Raw genomic sequence first — 18,529 nt, 5'->3', positions numbered from 1 at the left:
TTACCCGAAACTTCAGAAACCTTTATCTACCTTGCTATGATCCGTATTATGGTGAGGCGGCTAGCATAAAATTTGACCCCTAAAAACTTTTCAAACACCCTCTTAGACATCTGCACAGGGCTAGAAGCTGGTCGGGCAATCTTTGACCAAGACTGCATCCGTTCAACAGCAGCAGCATCTTGAACGGCTAAAGGGGTGATGTTGTGCTGGCAATTTTCCAAATCAGCCAGTGTAACCTGCTGAGGTCTTCCCTCATCAAAAGCCAGTAGTGCTGCTTCTGATGCTAGGGTTTCTAACTCAGCACCACTAAACTTGTCAGTACTAGCAGCGATCGCCTCTAAATATTCCTGCGGAACTTCTATACCAAACCGTTCTAAGTGAATCTTGAGAATCTGGCAACGTTCCAACTCGGTAGGCAAGTCAACGAAGAAATTCTCATCAAACCGCCCTTTTCTCTTGAACTCAATAGGCAGTGCTGTTGGGTCATTACAAGTTGCCACTACAAACACTCCCGCCGTACATTCAGACATAAAAGTGAGGATATTTCCCAGAATCCTTTGTGAGACTCCAGAAGTATCGCCATTAGCTGAAAGTGCTTTCTCAACCTCATCAATCCACAAGATACAGGGTGCGATCGCTTCAGCAGTCTTGAGTGCGCGGCGGACATTGCCCTCAGATTCTCCAACCAAGCTACCAAGCATTGAGGCAATATCTAATTGCAGCAGTGGAAGGTTGAGTATGGTTGCAATGTTTTTCGCCACTATTGATTTACCTGTTCCTGGTGGCCCTGCCAGTAACACACCTTTAGGCTGAGGTAGATTTAGCGATCGCGCTTCTTGGGAAAATAATCGGCGGCGGCGTTGCAACCAATCCCGCAACAGGTCTAGTCCACCAAAAGGTATGGTCGCCGGTTTACCTAATTCAATACCCATTTGAGCCAGTAGGCGGGTTTTGTATTCCACAACCAAAGGGATGGCCGTAGCATCAATTACTATACCTTTAGAAGTTAATCGCTCCTTGATAGTCAGCCGGAGAAAGTCGCTAATTTCCTCCAAGGTTAGCCCTAATGCTGCTCTTGCCAAGGTTTCTTTATCTTCAATGGTGAGAGATACGGTAAAAGTTACCTCTTGCTCACCGGCAGATTCTTGCAAGTACAACACATATGATTCTAAGTGCTCTTGAATTTGCTCAATACAGGGTAGAGGAACTTCACAGCAAGGAATCAATCTCAGCAGAGATTCGTGCAGTTGAATGTTTTGACCTAAAAATACAATTCGCTTTTCAGTTGGTTTCAGGCGATGGTACAAGTTTTTGACTCTAGTGAGGACTTCCCAACTTAATTGCAGGGAGTTTTGACCCACAAAAGGGTGAACATCTCCCAGGATAAAAACTCCATTACTGCCAAAATTATTGATGTACTCGAACACATATATTAAAGGGTCTATGTGAGGCGGCTTTTTATACGTCTCGACTGATTTGAACACCAGTCCACCGTCGTCAGCAATCAGACATTGTTCTAAGCCGGAAACTCCCAAATTCCAGAAGTACACAGGACTGTTAAGTTTGTCCATCACTTCAGTAGTTAACCACTGAATGATAGTGGCTTCTTCGGGGGAAAGAACATCTATTGCCACGATGGGTATTTGAGAATCAATGGTGGTAATCAAGTTTGATAGTTTCATTGTTGCGAATTTTGATCGGGTACGGGAGAAAGTTTTTCGTGAGTGGTAACAAGATTCACGACTACTTCGTAAACTTCGGCATCGCCATTAAAAACTTCAGCAACTCCAGAAGAATTTGGATGAGCAATGGCGGAAATTAGGGCATTGACTAAAGCGCACAGTCCCTCTGCATTTCCTTTGATAATTACTGGTTGCCGCGCTCCTTGTGAGGGGTAAATATGGAGCATCGGATAATCTTCAGGTAGTTCGCTCATAGAAAATTGTGCGGGGGGATTTTCCTCGTCCCCCATCGAATGTTTGTTGGCGAAATGGCACGTTTATTTAGGTGAAGAAAAGGCGGTACAGGGAGGACACGAAGATAAGGAATTATTAAAGAAGTCTCTCCCTTGTAATCATTAAAACTTACGCAATAACTCTCTGAAACTCCTATTTCTCCGTGTCCTCTGCGGTTTGATTTTCCCTTACCTGTACGTAAGTCACGATCATTTATTGGTACAACTGTTGTTGTTGAGTAATCATACTACGAAGCTGTTGTTGAGATTCTGGTTTGTAAGTGCGTTCGCCTTGCACTATGCCTAAAGCTTCCTCAAAGGGTTGGGTTGCTTCTAGGCACGACAATCCCTCAAATCCCTCGGCTTCTATTTTCACTTCACCTGTAGCAGTGTCAAAATGTATTAATATTGTCCGTTCCATAAGTTATCTCCGTACTTGTTGAGTTTGCTGATGTGCTGAAAATGCAAGGCGCAAAGTATGTACATGACCATTGGTTTCTTCTGTGATGCTGCATTCTCCTAGATGTTCTTGTAACTGTGCTGCTTTAGCGCGAACCATCTTCTTGCCGTAGGCTTGTATTAGGGTGTGCGAAAAGAAGTTTTCTCCTAGCCGAGGTACAGTTTCATAGGCATCATGAATAAGTTGATACACCCCTGCCTCTCGATCCCACTTAAACCCAATGTCTGCGCGAACACTTAAAGTACGACCAGGGACAATAATCTCAGCACTTTTCCCTTGGGAGTCGCCGTAATATCCTTTTAGCGATTGTGGTTTTTCATAAACTTGCACGGTAAGCTGCAAATCTTGTAGAGCTTGTACTAAACATTCACGATTAGTTAGTTTTGTAGTGACAGTTGAAAAGTGTGACATTTCCTACCTCTAAATACTATGGACTGTTGACTTCTAATAGCTCGCGCATAGACGGGAAACCCGTCCACCGCAGTGGCTCCCCCACACCCGTTTTCAATCAAGGACGATACTAAGTGCATCCTTGATTGTTTTTTTCTAGCGAAGTTTGAGAGACATCGCTGTAGCTCTGGTTAAGCCCATACCCTCATCGCTTGCTAATCGTTGAAGATGGCGTTGTTCATCCAGAAGCTTGGAGTAAATTTCGTCCATTTTTTCCTGCAACTGAGAACGCCCTTGTGAATCTAGCTTTTTGGCATCAACAGAAGCGTTTTCGAGAATATTCTCTAGATGAGTCATCATTTGTCCAAGACTGCTACCTGCTTCAAAACTGGCGTTAGCCAAAAGCATTTGGACTTTTTTGAAATGGCGTTCCATCTTCTTTTTGAAGTTGACCGGCTTGCGTCCTGGTTCCCAATTGCTCAAATCTTCGAGCAACTGGGCTGCTAGTTGTTCACCGAGAGCGATCGCTGATTCCCTCAATGTTTGTTCTAAATTTCTGTCATACTGTTCGATAAACCGAGTTATTTGCTCTAAGCATTCAGCTTGCTTCTCTGACAGTTGTTCACTGATGGCAGGAATAATAACAGGACGACCAATTACTACTTGTAAATAGTCCTCTAATTCCTCTAAACAAGGAAAAGCTTTTACTAGGTTCTGCTTAACTTCTTGTTGTTGTTCTACAGATAATTGCCAAGCATTGAGTGAGAGAAAGTTGTCAATACGTTCTTGATAGTCTGTGTACCCCTTGTCATACTCTTCTCTCAATTGAGTGCGTAAAACAGGTGCAATATTATCCCGAATTTCGATTAGTTGATTCCAGACCAAGGGTGCTAAGTCTATAGGGCAAATCCAATCACCATTGTCATAATTCATCCATTCTTGCACTGAAGTAATTTCTTGCCTTAATTGGTTCGCTGCTTCGTCTAAAGCTTTAAAAACCTTGATGCCCTTTAAACCAACTTCTGAGATTGTGACCTTCACTAAGTCAGATTCTTGCTCATCTTCTTGAGAATATTTGAGAACATCTTTCCATTTGGGAGCATTACTCTTAGTTGTCTTCTTTAACTGAATCTTGAAGCGGATGCGAGTTTTGTTCAGTTTAGAGAGGTTATATCTTTCAACAACAGCATCTTTTAGAAAAGTTTCGGTTGAATTTGTAATCACTGCTTCTACCCTATTTCCTAGCAATATTAATGTTTTTAAACTCTGTAAACTAAAGCGTTAGCTTTACCTGATAGCTACTAATTTGAAAGCAGCTTTTATTCACAAAATTCATCAAATTATTTAATTAACTTATATTTAAAAATAAATTGCAAATTTTTATTAGTCTATTTATACAAAAAAGAATTTATTCTTAAAAAATTCAATACAACCTAAGGATTTTTATAATAATTAAAATTTAAAATTTGAGATAATTTTAATTAGAAATTTTATTCTTTTACTTTGTATACGAAATGCTTTTTTATAAAAAAGGTGCTATCCAGATACACGACTTATTAGAGAAGTCGTGTATCTCATAGTTTATGAATTAAAACAGAACAATTTCCTTTTGAAGAGAGTGTTTTTACTGATGATTGTAAACACATCTCTCAAAGTATGAAAAACAGTCACATCCGGAATTTAGTTTCGAGATTGCTAGACACAATTCTTAGCGGATAACTAATATTCGCTGTCTAGCCCGTGAGCTAGAAACATAGTACAGACGATTAAACTCTCTAATTTTTGACAAGATTGCCTTACGATCATCTCCTCGTTCTGGATAAAGTCGCTTGCTAAAATCTTGACCATCAATACCCGCTTCATTGAAAGTGCTACCTTGGCTATTATGAACAGTTAATGCAAAACAGTTTCTGATGTTGGCGAACTGCTCTAAATGTTTGTAGTACTGTTTCCAAAGAAAGGGATTTCGTTTGGCACTTGTGAGTAAACGTTTGCTTTCTTGGTCAAATTGTTTTTGCTCATTTTCATGCAAAACGTAGATTTGACGGACAATACCTTCATCTGTCTCTACTTTTAATCTCCAAGTATCATAATTGTTGTAACGATCCTCAAAGACATCTAAAACAGTAAACTCTGTAGAGGTAGCAAGAATCGTAGTTTTACCATCAGGAGCAATCACAGGATCTCTGGTGATTAATCTCTCTCCTGGAATAAAGCGATTGATACTTTCACCATATAAATGTGTGCGAATCTGCTGATTGTAAAAGTCAACTTGAGTATTAGTCCAGGATAAAATTCGGAAACAATCTGGGTTTTGAGCAAATTCTCTAGACATCTTTTTGCAAGCATAGCGCAACAAAGTTTGACGTTTAACCATCAACGCCCCATTACTTTTATCAGGCAGATATTTGGCATAAGGCTCAAAAGGAAACTTACTCTTGATGACTGCATAGCGACAAGCAGTGACAAATTCTAACAAAGGGCTACCAGTTCCCTGACGCACAACTTGAGTCAATACTGCTTTATCTGGTACTTGAAAACTAGGGGATTTTCCTTCATTCACTGGATTTAACTGTGCTGGATCGCCCATAAGAATAATTTTGATTTTTGTCCAGATGGATGATTGGTTAGCAACATCTTCTATCCAGTGCCACAGTTGTTTACCAATCATGGAACATTCATCAATAAAGACAACATCAAATAGATTGATATAAGAAGGCCCGGTTTGATCCAGTACTTTCTCTTTACCTCTAGTTACCATACCCAGTCCTAACAACTGGTGAATGGTGAAGAATTCTACCCCAGTTACGCCATTTTCTGCCGCCATGCGTTGCAGCACGCCTACAGCTTTATTAGTGGGTGCAGACAGTACAACTCGCTTACCTGTAGCGACAAGAACTTTAACTAATTGGAAAACAATAGTTGACTTGCCAGTTCCAGCATAGCCAACCAGCAGAAATAAAGCAGACACCACGGTTGGCTGTATAAATGTCCACATTGCATCTAAAGCTTTTTGCTGCTGCTGGGTGAGTTGAAATGGAAAATAACCTGTTGCAGCAAAAGTAGGAAGTGTTTGTGTTTGGATGATCATTGCTTCGCTAATTCCATTAATTGATCCACTCAATGCAGCGATAGCTGTTAGTCTTGCTTCATCCCCAAGTTCGACTACATTACACGTAGGGTCTTCCGGTAAAGTGGATAAAAATTTTAGTAACTCTTTATAATCTGAATATGTAGCATCATTTGTAATAGGTATTTCAGATTTCTTATTACAGGACACCAGGGGCAACCGAGAAGCAAGCACGCGTAGCGTCTTGTAGAGAAAGCATCGGTCGTTTTTTATCCGACTTTGCAAAGTCGCGTTACTCCTATGTCTATGTTATTTATCAAACAAAAATACCTGCCCTACGGAATTGCATTTTTCAGTGTGGGAGCAACCTTGCTAGTCAAGCTGGCACTAGAGTATTTAACTGGAATTACAAGTTCTTTTAGCTTGTGGCTGATTGCTATCTCTGTAAGTACTTGGTACGGTAGCATCATTTCAGGATTGATATCAGTGTTCTTAGCTGCTTTAGCTAGTCATTACTTTTTTACAGACCCATCTTCTACTCTCGATAGCCTGGAATTTGTATTATTTGTTATCGAGGGTCTATTAATCAGTACACTAACTGCTAATTTCCAGTCAAGCAAACAGCAGTCAGATACTGCTAAAATAGCAGATCTAATCAATCTAAAAGATTTATTACAGAGTCAGCATTCACTCCGTCACTGTGAAGAACTATACCGAACATTAACCCAAAATATACCCAATGGAGTAGTTTTTCTCTTTGATCGAGATATGCGCTTTATGGGTGCTGAGGGCACAGAACTGCAAATCTTGGGTTTAGAAAAAGAAGAGTTCCAAGGTAAAACGCTGCACGAAACTGTTCTCCCTGAAACTTACGAGCTGATAGAACCAGCTTACCGTAGTACCTTACAGGGTACTCCAATGTGTATTGAAATCCCTGATAACAATCAAGTTTATCTATTACAAACTTTCCCAGTCAAAGATGAAAATAGCAAAATCATAACAGGCTTAGTAATTTTCCAAAACATCACGAACCACAAACAAGCAGAATCAAAAATTATTGAGTTAAACCAAGCTTTAAATAAACAAGTTCAAGAACTACAAACTGTAGAAAAGGAACTGAGGCAAAAGGCTGAGGATTTGGCAAAAATCAACCGAGTAAAAGATGAATTCATTGCTGTCTTGTCTCATGAGTTACGTACTCCAATACATAATCTTCACGGCTGGGCGCAATTATTGCTAACTGAAACTGAGATGGATGAAGCTCTGAAAATTGAGGGACTGGAAACAATTGAGCGGAATGCCTGTCTGCAAGTTCGCTTAATTGATGATTTGTTAGATCTGGCTAGGATGCAGAAAGGCGAAATGAATTTGGAGATGGAACTTGTTGACCTAGCAAGTGTAATTCGGTTGGCAGCAGATACTATTCGATTGTCAGCCCAAACAAAGGGCATTCAAATTCAATTACATCTTGATGTTGCTGTATCCAACGTTTTAGGTGATGCGATTCGTTTACAACAAGTAGTTTGGAATTTGCTTTCAAATGCAATTAAGTTTAGTTTCAAGAATGAAAGTGTAGAGATCAGGTTGGAACAAGTTGAGTCTCAAGCTCAGATTACTGTTATTGATAGAGGGAGGGGCATTGAAGCAGAATTTATACCATTCGTCTTTGAACGGTTTAGTCAGCATGACCCTTCCACTACTCGTTCTGCTGGTGGATTAGGGTTAGGACTAGCGATCGCTCATTACATTGTACAACTCCACAATGGCAATATCACAGCAACCAGTGCGGGATTGGGCAAGGGTTCGACATTCACGGTGAGGCTACCTACCGTGACCATGACAGGGCGATTGAGCAATGATGAACTAGTACTGGGAGAATTGCTACATGACAATCAGAAAATTGCTCAATTACAGAACTTGTGCATTCTGGTTGTGGATGACGATGCAGATGCTCGGATGTTAATGCAGACTGTTCTCCAAAGCGTCGGGGCAGATGTATTAGTGGCAGCATCAGTCAAAGAAGCATTAGCACTTTTAGAACAGCGATCGCCCGCTCTACTGATTAGTGATATCAGTATGCCAGATGAGGATGGCTTTACCTTGATTCGTCAGGTTTGCTCCCGCAGTATAGAGCAAGGGGGACAAATTCCGGTGGTAAGCGTTCGCGGAGCGTCTCGTAGAGAAGCTATGCCAAAGGCGATCGCTCTCACCGCATTTGCTGGAGCCAAAAATGAGCAACGTATTTTAAAAGCAGGGTTTCAACTTTTTATTACCAAGCCAATTAAGCCAAGGGAACTCCTGGACAAGATAATTAAGGTGTTAAAAACTTGATCAATAAGCTTATTGATTCTCATGCTGCCTAATTAATAGGAAAGAAAAATCACTTTATTTACAACACTTTCTCGAAATTCCACCTCTGCGGAACCTATCATGCCTGAAGCAGGATCTTTTACTTTTTTTTCATAGTTCCAGAAGACAGCAAAGCTTAAGTCTCTGGTTGAATTCGGTCTACCGACAGCTTCAATAACTTCTTGCATAGTCTTGCCCATAATTGCTCTGCGAAAGTCCTCACGAAGTAGTACCTCTGGCTCATTATTGTTATCAAGCGTGCTACTCGGATAAAAATTTTGTGTTTTTAACTTTAAACAATTATTTTCTTGCTCTAACTGCTCAAGCTGTTGGTTTTTCTGCTGGAGTTGTTGCTTAATCAAGTCCCGTTCTGTTTGAAGTTCCTCTAGCTTCTTCTGAAACTGTTTTGGCTGTTCCTGAAGCTGTTGTACTTCTTCCTGAAGTCGGTGTACAACTTCTTGAAGTTGTTGTATTTGGTTCTGAGGTTGCTGTCCTTGCCGATCAATCTGAAAAGTAACGATACCATTACTGTAGCGATCGCCTATCTCAATGATCTTAATTTGGTAGTTGTGTACTCCCTCATACTTGTAAATATCACCAAGCTTACCATCTACGATTCCAAGAGATTTATATCCATCAGTACCAATAATACCTTGTACTCCGTTGTGATTAGTATCACTAACAGCTATAAAGAGTCCTTTTTGCTCAGTAAAGTATTCCAAACTACCTACTTTAACCGTAAGAGTCTGTAATCCCATATTTCGTCTCTGCTGATCAAGATTGAAGTCAGATAAGAACTTAGAGATGACTGAATCGATCTGTGTTTGGAATATAAAAATACTGGATACCAAAGCAGCAGGAATCAGTAATGAAATTTTTATAGGAATACCAGATACTAAAGCAATAGGAATTAATAATGAAATTCCTAGAGGGATACCTTTATAAATTAAATTTTTAATATATGCTCGTAATTGTTTTCGCTTTGCTTGCTCTTTTGATTGTCGCTCTTCCACATTCCGAACTGCTAGCTTGATAAAGTCTAAAGGAATCCGTGCCTCTAAACCTGCTTGTTGTATATCTTCAAGAGAATAGCCCTTGTTAGCTTCAGTATATAAACGAGCAGCTTCAGCTAGTACCTCAGATGCCATAGCATCAGGAATGCGGTACTCTCGATTACTCATATACCTAGTTTTATTAATTTAATCTTTCATTTGACGTTAATAATCCTATTTGTTCTGAATTAAATAGGAGAGCAATCATTAATCTACGGAATATCAATTCTTTACAAAGAGCTTAGTGAGATTATACTATGGCTTAGGTACTTCTAAAAATAAGGTACTCAGCATTTGGTAATAATAATCATTGTAATTGCGTGAATATTTTTTGGTTTATAGTGGTTTGTTAACACTATTCTCAACTATTTAAGAGTTGTTAACTTTTTTTCTATTTTCCCCAGTGCATCACATCTAGCGTTGCTGTCCTAGTTTGAGTAGACGGTCATTTAAAGCGATTCTTCCTAATTCAGAAATAACCTCAACTGGAACACCAACAGATGTCGCTGCTTCTTTTACTGTGACTCTGCTATTTCGTAATAGGTATAAAACTTGCTGCATTTTAGGAACAACTGGATCGCTTTTGTTGGTGTAACCCCGATTAATAGCAATTCTCAGCCCGGTTTCAATATCATCTACTCTAGCTCTGCGATTTTTATCTATTAATAGTGTCTGCTGTCCAGCAATTGGCCAAAGCGCAGTACCAGAGGTGATACCTTCTCCTGTTAGAGACGCTCTTGCTAGCTTGCTTTCTCTTGGAGGTACGACGAACGCATTTGCAATCTGAATACCAACATACGCAGTGTTTCTACGCACTGGAACGATATCGAAGTTATAGAGTCGCTTTTGTCCTGTTTGGTCTATAGTTTGGACAAGTAAGTTAGTAATGGCAGTTGTGGTAGCCCCTGGAAACTTTAACGGTTGGATGGCTTTCAGAAAGATGGTTGTGGCACGTCCACTTTTTAAATCTGTATCTGTGGTGTAGACCAGTCGTGAAGGGTCTGCTAACAAAATGTAGGCGATCACCTCGTCGGTTTGGGTGAAGCTAATAGGCGTAGCACGTCCTGGAGTAACTTCAACCTGAATCCTATTACTTGCAGCCATATCCCGTTCAATCAAGCGATATGCAGGAGTTTGTGCTTGTGCCTGTACAATAGGTGCTGTCACACCAAGCAGTAATGAGCTAATGACGATGCTAAGAGCAGCAAACTGTTTCATCGTTCAACTTTCAAAAAACTATTAACGACAACCGAGACTTCCGTACCTTCAGGTAAAAACTGGATATTTGGACGTTGAAGTAATTCCTGTACTGCTTGGTCAGAGCGTCTAGATAGACGTTCACTAACTGGACTAAAAAAGCCTTCTAGCGCTGCTGCCCAAATCTGAGGATTAGAGTTACTAGTAACAATACTTTGGTTGAAAGTGCCGCCAGAAACAACAGTGCTAGATTGAGTGCGGGGCTGATTCACAATGTTTCCCACTTTACCCAAACTACTGAGTAATCCCACTAATAAATCTTGTTGGGCAATATCTGTCCCTACATCATTCAGCTTTTTAGCAATTAGCGGTTGCTGTCCTTGACCGCGAATGGAAAGAGTTTCAGGCGGAATGGTTTCCTGTTTGACTGTGCCTTGGGAGTCAGGGTAAATAAGTGCGATCGCACTAGCAGATACTAAGTTATTCTTTTTACCTACTGCCACTGTTCTCGTTACTACAACAGTACCAGATGGGAGTGCCACTGTACCATCTGTGGCTGTGAGAGGTTTAGTCAACTCGATAGCAAAGCGATCGCTTTGATTATTCCCCCCCTCATCCCAAATCATTGGCATGATAATTCTACCTGGGGCAAATGTACCTAATGCTACCTCTTTAGTTTTACTTAGATTAACAGTATCTGGAGCTACAGGAGTGCGATTGAGGATACCTATCATCCCTGGAGTTAAGTTATCAGTTGTACTATCAGTGGTTTTGGAGCCAATTAAAACTGTTTGGATACCAGGGTCTTCGGAAGTGGAAATGGATGCTCTAGCTGTTGGTTTGGAGTCTGTTGAAGTTTGAGTGTTAACTACAGGTTCTGACTGAGTTTCAGCTACTTTAAAGTTACCGATTTGCGACTGTCCCAGGTTAACTAGTTGGTTCCACTGCCGGAAAGGATCGACATGACTTTCAGGCTGTCGTCTTGGTGGTGAAGCTTGATAACTTACAGGATTTCGAGAAATATACCGCACTACTGGGGGCGGAGGTTGAGAAATTTTTACAGGAGTTATTGGTGTTATGCGCGATGTAGGAGTTGTGCGCGGTGAAAAAGTTTCTTGAGGTGGAGATGGCTTTGGTTTGGGTTTATTTTGTACGGTTGGACTTGGGGATTTAGGAGCAACAGGTTCCACTTTCAGTTGTTGCCGTTGGTCTTGAAACGCTAATCTGCTTTTAAGTTCGGCAGATTCATCCAAAACTGGTTCGCCTGTGGGAGATGGAGTAGGAGTTTGCACTACAAGTTTTACAGGAGGTTTAGGTTGGAGAAATCCAAACCAGACCAGTCCTACAGAGCCAATAACTATTCCCACTAAGCCAACTACTGAACCTAGCCGCACACTAGGTTTTTCTGCTAACGGTCGCTCTACGGCTCCTTCTGCATCTTGTTTCAAGCGATATTCTTCGGAAATGAGATTACTTGCCGTAGGGTTATAACCTGCTAACAACTGCTCCTCTTCAGGGGTGATATCATCATCAGCAACCACAGTGGCTTGGGTAAAACGATGATTACCGTTATGAGTGTTGATTTCCGGCGGCAAATCAGCATAATTTTCGTTTAAGTCATCAAATTCATAGTTTTGATTTGAATTGGTCATAATTATAGCTTTTTACTTTAGCGTCGTTGCTGAGAATTGAACTCAACCATCTTGGTAATTTGCAGTCCAGACGATCGCACTTCATAAATTTTCTGTTCTACCAGGGGAGCATCTTTACCTAAAGGAGACTGGGGAATCTCTACTGCTTGGACGGTAAAGGTACGGTTAAAAGGTATACGCTCATCTCTCCCAGTAGTACGGTCAACTAAGATCCGGGTAGCAATCATGTCTATTTCCCATTCCCCAGGTCGTATTGCTCTCGGTTCTGACAAATAGGAAATAATAGTAGTGCTACGCAGTTGACCTGAAAAGAAGCTACTAGGAACTAATGCAGCAATCTTTGGTAGAGAAGCTTTGGCAAATTCCGGTTCTAGCAGTAGCGAAGCAAACCAAGTATTTGTGGGAATACGCCCATTTCTACCAACTTGAATGCCTTGGTCTGTTTGATTAGTACCAGTAAGTTTGTCATCCCAGTTAAATGTTAGGGTTGTCCAGTCACTAACTACCTTTTGAATTACATCTGGATAGCGCCAGTTGCGGTCTTGCTCGGAAACGTAGATTGTCTCACCATTTACCAACTGGGCAAAGGTCGTCTTGCGATCGGCAATTTTATTGACCCTGAAAGCGGTGAATAGGGTCAACAATAATATCAAACCGTTAAATGCAGTTAAACAGAGAAAACAAACAGCCAGGAGGTTTTTAGCTTCTGGAAGTAATGGAGATTGAAGTCGTTTAATTTGCAGAGTCATACCAAATGGGCATAGGTACTATTGTTTGAGAATCCACCGAACAGCCTTGTGTTAAAGGTTTTTAATCTAAAATCCCAAAGAAATTTGGTATTACCCCCTGCGGAGTAGAGCAATACTGGTTGCAGTTCCAATGACACTGCTAAAAATATCGATTAAGCCTTTGACATTAGTAGAAATGCCGTTATAAATCGCCATTCCTCCACCTCCAGCTATTAATACCGCCAAAATTGGTGCAAAGATGCTCAGGAAACATAAAAATGCTACATCAGATGCTAATTCAGCACCCGATTTCACCAGTACAACAGCTGCTAAACCTACTAAAATGTTGTAACCAAGTTGAACACCAAACAAGGAAATAAACCCTATCAGCCACGCCCAAATAGGACGACCTTGTAATGGCAGCAAAGATAAACCAACTGCGATCGGTGCAAATAATGCCGTCAGCAACAGAGCAGCTTCCAAAATATTTACAAAGCCCCATTGCAGGGCATAGAGGATAAAGCGAATAATGGGGATGGCAGTCTCTCGAAACACACTACCTGGATCATTGGCAAACTGAACAGCAGTACCGATTTGACCAGGTAAAGTTCTATTCCAGAGAAAACTACCAAAATCTCGTAGTGGTTGGAGTGGAGATTTAGCTTGCTCTTCAGCTTTGGTAACAATGGCCTGTGCCTGGGCTTGCTTTGAGTTCCAGCACTCAACTAACTCTGTACCAACTTTTCCTTGGCATTCGCTATAGAGGTTTTCTAGCTGTTGTCTAGCGATATTGCTAATAGCCACATTGGTAATAGCATCTCGAAATGTTAGTTCCCCAACTTGAAGCTGAAGAACACTTTGCACTTGGTTGTAAGCAAAGCCTCGAATAACAGTAATTGTCTTAGCTAGTACATTGCCATTGGCCCCCAGAAAAATCATAATCACGATAGGCCAGACAAAAATTGATGCCAGTTCTGACCATGATTGCTTTTCAATGATTTCCTTGCCAGTAGTCAACGCCACAAATAAGATGCTGGCGGCTCCCAGGGTAATGCCCAATTTAATCAAGCCAATCCATAATGCTGAACCGAGGGGATCTAAAGTAACTAGCCAAACGTTATTCCACGACTCAACTGTGGCGCGAGAAAGTTCTAAAGAACTGGAGATAATTTCTAGGGCATCGGGTTCTCCGCCTGTTACCGGAAATGACTGAGCAATAATGTGCATCATGAGTGTCGAAATCAAAGCTACTGCTTGTCAGAACCAAGGGTAATGCCACCAGGCATGATCAATAAGCCCGCCTGTTGAGTGGCAGCATTGCCTGCGGCAACACTTTTACGGTGATCGGCAGTATTGATGGCTGAAAGTTCCTTGGCGGTTTGAGCGGTAACGGTTATACTCAATGCCCTGTCAATGCGTGCTTGCTGGGCTTCTTGAAGCATCCGCTCGTTGACGCGACTGGTAATGGCACTCTGTTGGGATAGGTTTTGCAAAATCTGTTGAGTGACATCTAAACTTTGGGATTCCTCACCCAAGCTGACGCTTTCTTGAGTATCTTGTTGAGTAGCTTGCTGAATTTGAGCCATCTGACTTTGGGCTGTTTGGCTCAAAGTAGCCCGCTCGGCAATACCTGTAGCAACTGTTCTAGTAGCATATTTACCAAGGTCTTCACGGATACCATAAGAGCTTTGACCGTTGGTTTTGTTCTCCAAAGTTTCAGACAGCACCGCACCAGGGTCATTGTTGGCAGAACCGTTCATGATTCCTGCCAAAACTTTGTTTAAATCTGGAATCTGAATTGCACCCAAGGCAGAATTGAGCAGATTGCCAAGAGGATTCAATAGCTCATTTTGAGTGAAATTTTTGATATCTCCCACAAAATCATTGATTTGAGATGCTGTGTCTGAGGTAAAAATAGCACCAGTAGTTTTGTTATCAACAGCAGCAGCTACTGGATCTCGACCATTGTCTTGAGTCCGAGCAAGGGCTGGACTGGCCATATAACCTAGTTCCAAAATTAGAATCAGTACCATCAATCTGATAAAGGTAAGTTTAGATTTCATGATTCACTTCCCTTAATGCAGTTCTGGATATATCAACTTGCGATGCGATCAGGCGTTCTTGAGCCTGTTGGCGATCGCTTTCTCCAGAGCAGAGATGCTCCGCTTTGGTAAAGACTGTCCGCAGGACTTATACCTTTTCTCTAAAATCCTGCTACAAATGAATCTCCGCCTCTTTGCGTCTCCGTTTCCCCTCGTCATCATCTGTTGCTTCCTTTTGGAGAATTGGTATTACAGCAGGGCATAGCGAATCGCGCAATACTGGGGTTTGATGTATTTCTCGACCAATATGTTTAAAGCCTTTGTTTTCCTTCAAAGCAGGAATGTATGCATCAGTAAATGCTCTCAGTCCTAACAGCTTGCCTTTAGTGGTATCTGGATACTGAGCCATCACCCGTTCTCGTGCTTCTCGTTCATCCTGGTTATTGGCAACACTGGCTAACATCATTTCCCCAGGATAAAAGCGGGTACGCCAGAATGTACCACCTGTTTCTACTAGCCAACAGGAATAAAGGTCACTGGTACGGGGCAAAAATGCTTCAGTCGCATTTTGAATGATAATATTGACGGGATAACTCAGATACTGTTGGAAAGAAGCAATACCACTACTGGTAATACGTCCGGTAATCCGGTAGGTCATGTTCTGCATAATTTGAGCGCCTGTTGAACACTCGCAAATGGTATCCGGGTCTTGGGACAATAGCAGAACAGCAATGCCTTCTTTCCTTCCCGTGGCACAGGTTTCGCCTATAATCTGGGCAAAGCCATCTTTACGTAACAATACGGAAAGCTCATCGCCAATAAACAAACTCTTAGGATGGGATAAGGCATTACGGATACAGGCACTATGGGCGTTAATTGCCATCAAGTAAGCATCCTGTTCGTTACTCAATCCACTGAGGGCAAAAAATTTAATCGCCGGTAATGGGGAAAAAGTGCTGGGACGAGCGATCGCTTTCCCCAACCTAGAGGACAGTAAAACGCTAACCTGATTCTGGATTTGGTTAAGTGCCTGTCGGTCAATCTCTTCAAAGGATCTCAGATTAAGGCGTTCTCTAGTGCAGAACTTGACGAAATCTGGTAGCGTGGGTATTTGCTGCCATTCTGGTGAAAGCCAGCCCATCTCAAAAGCTCGGTTGTAGCGAGTAATAATTTCTGGGTCTTTTAAAAATACGTCCAAAGCTTTGACTAGCAAGGCATCAACCCGTTGAGCTAGATGGGGGTTTTCGACTTTTCCGATGGCGATCGCTGTTAAAGCTTTGCGAATAAAGTCTTTCCAAGACTCCATACGCCGTTCCCGTTCTGACTTGTCGAACCGTCGCAAATCTGGTGGTTCCAGTAGGTTACTGCTGCCACTGGAAATATCGTAATATGCTCCTTGCTCGCCCAAAAGCTCAATTGCCGTCTTGAAAGTGCTGTTACCACTGGCAGAGATGTCCATACCAACAACGGGAATATTGTTAGCTAATGCCTCTAGAGCAAAGCGCCATCCCAAAACGCTCTTCCCTGAGCCGGAAGTACCTGTAATTAGAGCGCGTCCAATCTGCTGGTGAAATAAGTCTACATAAATAGGCTTACCACCACGACTGGTAAGAAATTCCACACCTTGTTTATCGATGTCCTTGGGAACAGTTAGGGGCATAATCCCAGCTACAGTATGGGTATCTAAAGTTATTCTGCGTTCGCTGAGATTACTTCCATGCAGTAACCATCTGCAGGTAATCGGCAGGGTTTGCAGCCAAATTTCCCAAGCAATATTACGCTCTCGAATTACTTTGGCAGTCTCAAAACTGTTAGCCAATAAGTTACAAGCGTGGGTTAACTCTTGGGCGCTGTGACGATAAACTAAAAATACAGGCGCACAGTGCAACGCTTTCGTGCCTTCGTAAAGTCGTCGCTGGGCTTCAAAAGATTCCTCCTGTTTGATTTCTGCTCCAATATCCCGTCCCTGTCCTTTGGTTATGGCTAAAGTACGGGCTGTTTTCGATTGTTTTGCTTGACGCGCCAGGTTGTCTTGGATGAAGAAGTCATTGCTGCGGCTAATTTCAATCCAAGCTTCTGTATCGTGGACATAGCTGGAAGCAAGGATTTTCCAGACCCACTTTAGCTGCTCTTGAGCATTAGACCAACCAACAGGGGGATCTGTTACGACCATGACTCCACAAACCTTGCTTTTACCTGTCAGGTAAACTCGGTCATGATCTCCTTGATGTTCGGGACAAGCAGAATGTCCATGTTGTCCTTCAATCAGTAATGTACAAATGTGCTTGTCGGTGGTTAGGGTTTCTGTTAACTCCAGTCCTGTCTCAGTCTCCTTCAGTGTAATAACTTGGGGAATAGGAGGTGCTGCACCCTCATTAAATCGATTCCACAGCCACTGCCACAAATCTGTAGCACTGCAAGGTGTTATTTCTAAGCCAATTTTGGTATTGAGTAGCAATTCCCACTGGATAAATCCTTGCTGAAACCCTTGCAGTAAAAGCTTTTTGAAAAACTCCTCTTGATAGGTGCGTTTATTCCCTGTAATCAATTCAACTGCCCAAGAGCCAAATTTTCTAAATTTTTCAATCAGTCCACCCACAAAATCCTTGTGCTGTGAACCTGCTTCTTCATCACTCGTCCAAGTACAGAAGGCAATTTGGTTCCAGATTTGGCGAGAACCTGTCTGTTTGAGTTGTTCTACTCGCAATTGCTCGTTACGTAACAGTACAGAAACTGGTTTCAAGTGACAATTATCTGCTAAAGCAGTAAGTGGGGTTTGGCGTTTATGGAGTACTCCCTTGGCAGAGTCTGTCCGTAAGGAATATGACTTAGTGTCATTACTGTAACAACCAGTACAAAAAGTAATTTTTTCACCGGGGGGTAGTTCTTTCAAACCCTCTTCGATAGAGTGAGCAAATTCGCTAACCTCATTTTCATGCAGTATGTCATGTAGTCCAGTGATGTGAAACCCAAACACAAGTTGATACTGACAGTTGCCTTTATCTAATAACAGGGCAGCCACTTCACGATCGTTTTTCTTAATTTCTGCAATACAGCAGATATTGACTTCATTTTGGAAGGGCATAAACTTACTTTTGCCTCCATATTGATTCGGTACAATCAGCGGCTTGAATCGGATTTGTACTTGCGAGTCTGCGTAACGCCGACGCATCCAAGCAGGTCGATATTCGGGAATCGGTGAGATGTAAATGCTGTTACTATTGCACCACTCTGTTCCTGGTGGCTTACGCCATCGATCTAAAAACTGATGGGGCTGATTGCCTGTGAGAATCCACCAACTGATAATTAGCCAAAAGGAGGTGGCAAAGAACCAACCCATACCCAAACTGAGTAAACCATTGGTGAGAACATAGCAAACTACAATAATGGCAATCCAAGGAAGTAGCTGTTCCGCCGGAATAGGCCCAATGCTAGCTTGCTTGCCCAGAATTCGGTTGACTTTGATGAATTCTTGATTGTCTTGTGCCATAGTTGTGTAATTCTTTGGTGCTGCATTATTCACCTAAGTTGTTAAATATTCTCTGTATATTCCACTGATTAATTATGAAGAAGATTTTCTGATACAAATTGTCTAAAATCTCGCAACATATCAATTTCCGCGTTCTCTTTTAAGA

General features: G+C 41.8%; 14 protein-coding genes. 1 reads left to right on the top strand and 13 read right to left on the bottom strand.

Annotated features, from left to right (window positions below; translation table 11 throughout):
• Positions 1–26: 26 nt before the first annotated feature.
• The 6 genes from H6G08_RS33640 to H6G08_RS33615 all read right to left on the bottom strand — a co-directional run bounded on the left by H6G08_RS33640 (position 27) and on the right by H6G08_RS33615 (position 5,895).
• Positions 27–1,682, bottom strand: coding sequence for an AAA family ATPase (locus H6G08_RS33640; RefSeq protein WP_242046386.1), 1,656 nt, complete (start codon positions 1,680–1,682; stop codon positions 27–29).
• On the bottom strand, positions 1,679–1,936 hold the full coding sequence (locus H6G08_RS33635) for a hypothetical protein (protein WP_190551145.1): 258 nt from the start codon (positions 1,934–1,936) through the stop codon (positions 1,679–1,681). Before H6G08_RS33635 ends, H6G08_RS33640 begins: the two co-directional genes overlap by 4 nt.
• 232 nt (positions 1,937–2,168) lie before the next feature.
• Positions 2,169–2,375, bottom strand: a complete 207-nt coding sequence (locus tag H6G08_RS33630; protein ID WP_190551144.1) for a DUF2997 domain-containing protein — start codon at positions 2,373–2,375, stop codon at positions 2,169–2,171.
• Positions 2,376–2,378: 3 nt separating this feature from the next.
• Positions 2,379–2,825, bottom strand: coding sequence for a DUF1257 domain-containing protein (locus H6G08_RS33625; RefSeq protein ID WP_190551142.1), 447 nt, complete (start codon positions 2,823–2,825; stop codon positions 2,379–2,381).
• Positions 2,826–2,960: 135 nt separating this feature from the next.
• A complete protein-coding gene (locus H6G08_RS33620; RefSeq protein ID WP_313943535.1) occupies positions 2,961–4,028 on the bottom strand; it encodes a hypothetical protein in 1,068 nt (355 codons plus the stop codon).
• A 484-nt stretch (positions 4,029–4,512) separates the two neighbouring features.
• Positions 4,513–5,895: an ATP-dependent DNA helicase gene (locus H6G08_RS33615; protein ID WP_190551138.1), complete on the bottom strand. Its 1,383-nt coding sequence runs from the start codon at positions 5,893–5,895 to the stop codon at positions 4,513–4,515.
• Positions 5,896–6,174: 279 nt separating this feature from the next.
• Between H6G08_RS33615 and H6G08_RS33610 the strand changes: the two genes are divergently transcribed.
• The gene (locus H6G08_RS33610; protein ID WP_190551136.1) at positions 6,175–8,205 is read left to right on the top strand and encodes an ATP-binding protein; all 2,031 of its coding nucleotides are present in this window, start codon (positions 6,175–6,177) and stop codon (positions 8,203–8,205) included.
• A 32-nt stretch (positions 8,206–8,237) separates the two neighbouring features.
• Here H6G08_RS33610 and H6G08_RS33605 read toward each other — a convergent pair whose 3' ends face one another.
• From H6G08_RS33605 to H6G08_RS33575, 7 genes are all read right to left on the bottom strand, one after another.
• Positions 8,238–9,404: a hypothetical protein gene (locus tag H6G08_RS33605; protein WP_190551134.1), complete on the bottom strand. Its 1,167-nt coding sequence runs from the start codon at positions 9,402–9,404 to the stop codon at positions 8,238–8,240.
• A gap of 285 nt (positions 9,405–9,689) precedes the next feature.
• The gene (locus tag H6G08_RS33600; RefSeq protein WP_190551132.1) at positions 9,690–10,493 is read right to left on the bottom strand and encodes a hypothetical protein; all 804 of its coding nucleotides are present in this window, start codon (positions 10,491–10,493) and stop codon (positions 9,690–9,692) included.
• Entirely contained in the window at positions 10,490–12,124 is a 1,635-nt protein-coding gene (locus H6G08_RS33595; protein ID WP_190551130.1) for a TrbI/VirB10 family protein, read from the bottom strand. The genes H6G08_RS33600 and H6G08_RS33595 overlap by 4 nt, the downstream gene beginning before the upstream one ends.
• Before the next feature lie 17 nt (positions 12,125–12,141).
• Complete coding sequence (locus tag H6G08_RS33590; RefSeq protein ID WP_242046385.1) at positions 12,142–12,873, bottom strand: hypothetical protein; 732 nt, start codon at positions 12,871–12,873, stop codon at positions 12,142–12,144.
• A 90-nt stretch (positions 12,874–12,963) separates the two neighbouring features.
• Positions 12,964–14,097: a hypothetical protein gene (locus H6G08_RS33585; RefSeq protein ID WP_242046384.1), complete on the bottom strand. Its 1,134-nt coding sequence runs from the start codon at positions 14,095–14,097 to the stop codon at positions 12,964–12,966.
• Between the two features lie 2 nt (positions 14,098–14,099).
• Positions 14,100–14,915: a hypothetical protein gene (locus H6G08_RS33580; protein WP_190551127.1), complete on the bottom strand. Its 816-nt coding sequence runs from the start codon at positions 14,913–14,915 to the stop codon at positions 14,100–14,102.
• Positions 14,916–15,066: 151 nt separating this feature from the next.
• Positions 15,067–18,384, bottom strand: a complete 3,318-nt coding sequence (locus tag H6G08_RS33575; RefSeq protein ID WP_242046383.1) for a putative type IV secretion/conjugal transfer ATPase — start codon at positions 18,382–18,384, stop codon at positions 15,067–15,069.
• Positions 18,385–18,529 lie beyond the last annotated feature (145 nt).

Source organism: Calothrix anomala FACHB-343, assembly GCF_014696435.1.
In the GTDB taxonomy this organism is placed as follows: domain Bacteria; phylum Cyanobacteriota; class Cyanobacteriia; order Cyanobacteriales; family Nostocaceae; genus Aulosira; species Aulosira anomala_A.
This window is presented reverse-complemented; position numbering and strand designations above follow the sequence as displayed.